This window comes from Mesorhizobium sp. M7A.F.Ca.ET.027.03.2.1, assembly GCF_003999175.1.
GTDB lineage: Bacteria > Pseudomonadota > Alphaproteobacteria > Rhizobiales > Rhizobiaceae > Mesorhizobium.
Genome location: NZ_RZOM01001290.1, coordinates 1 through 1,488, shown reverse-complemented (window position 1 = coordinate 1,488; position 1,488 = coordinate 1). Strand labels below are relative to the sequence as shown.

General features: G+C 58.0%; 2 protein-coding genes and 1 pseudogene. All 3 read right to left on the bottom strand.

The window, feature by feature from the left end:
- A pseudogene (locus EN750_RS33945) lies at window positions 1-294 on the bottom strand (hemerythrin domain-containing protein); the annotation flags it as partial.
- Window positions 295-334: 40 nt separating this feature from the next.
- Entirely contained in the window at window positions 335-694 is a 360-nt protein-coding gene (locus tag EN750_RS33940; RefSeq protein ID WP_023810560.1) for a diacylglycerol kinase, read from the bottom strand.
- Between the two features lie 81 nt (window positions 695-775).
- Complete coding sequence (locus tag EN750_RS33935) at window positions 776-1,192, bottom strand: GFA family protein (protein WP_027036778.1); 417 nt, start codon at window positions 1,190-1,192, stop codon at window positions 776-778.
- Between the last annotated feature and the right edge of the window lie 296 nt (window positions 1,193-1,488).

Here is a 1,488-nt window from a genome sequence, read left to right as displayed (position 1 = left end):
ATCCTCGACGTTGTGGTGACCGTCGAGGTTGCCTAGAAAATGATTGAGGCGGGGCGCGAACCAGCGCGCGAAATCAGGCGCCGTCAGCCGTCCCTCACGGTAGTCGCCGATGCCGTTGGCCAGCATGCCGCCAAGTTCGCGGAACATGTCGTGCCGCTGCAGCCACATATTGGCGATGCCGTGGATGTTGGCATGGTCCTGCCAGTTTTCACGCGGATATTTCTCGGCCAGCCAGCGCAGATCATCCGGCAGGCCCACGCGTTCGAGACGCAGAAAATTGGCGGCCCTGGCCATGACAGTCTCCTTTGGTGACTGGCATATAGGCATCGAGAGGCTAGATCGGTAGCCCGGTGATCCGCTCGATAATGGCGATGCCCCAGACGCCGGCGACGATGAGCACCGAAATCAGCACCGCCAGCGAACCGCAATCCTTGGCCAACTGGATATCGACATTGAACTCGCGGCTGAAAGCGTCGCATGCCGCCTCGATGCCGGTGTTCAGCACTTCGACCATGATCAGGAGCAGCACCGCGCCGATCAGCAAGGCATAACCGCGCCACGAGATCGAAACGAACCAGCCGAGCGGCAAGGCAAGCGCCAGCAGCATCAGCTCCTGCTGGAAAGCCTTCTCGCTGGTGGCCAGCTTGCGAAACGCCCGCACCGAATTGAAATAAGCATCGATCAGCCGCTGCATGCCAAACCCCTTTGCGAATCACCGGCACGGGATAATGCAATGGCTGGCCAGATCAATGGAATAAGGTGACTTGTCCAAGATTCATTCAGCAACCGGTATGGACGGTGTCGACTTTTCAAACTGTGGCAGCCCGTCGTCGATCGAATAATAGTCGCCCTTGTCACCGACGAAGATATGGCATTCGCCCTCAAGACCTGTCGGCTTGTCGAACGATCCCGCCATGACCGAAACGTAGTCCTGGTCTCGCGGCTTCCAGAACAGCACCGATCCGCATGCCTTGCAGAACCCACGCCTGGCGAAGGTGGAGGCTTCGTACCAGGTGATACTTTCCGTGCCCTCGATCACAATATCGGCGTTGGCAACATTGGTCGCGGCATAGAAATGTCCGCTCTGCTTGCGGCATTGCGAGCAATGGCAATAGACGACGCCACGCAGCGCTCCGTTCGTTCTGAAGCGGACGGCTCCGCACAGACACGATCCCTGGTGACCATCACTCACGTCGATCCTCCTTGAAGAAAAGTGCCTGGCATCGCCTTCAGGATTCCAGCTTTGCGGCGCACGCACGCAAGCAAATGCGACATGTGCTGGCGTGGAGAATCCGAAATTCGGTTTCATTTTCAAGAGTGCGATGCGCGAATCGCGAATTCAAGCCGCCGCACCGGCGTTGTTTCCAACTGTTGGACGCACGGACCAAGGCTTTTTACAGCCCGCAGACAGAGAAAACCCGCTGACCCTCTGCCAGTTAAGGAAACTTTAGCGACGGCGCATTTATGGTCACCTGCAAGCGAAGGCCG

Coding starts and splice junctions, on each gene's coding strand:
- EN750_RS33940 (WP_023810560.1), bottom strand. CDS start 694: ATGCAGCGGCTGATCGATGCTTATTTCAATTCGGTGCGGGCGTTTCGC.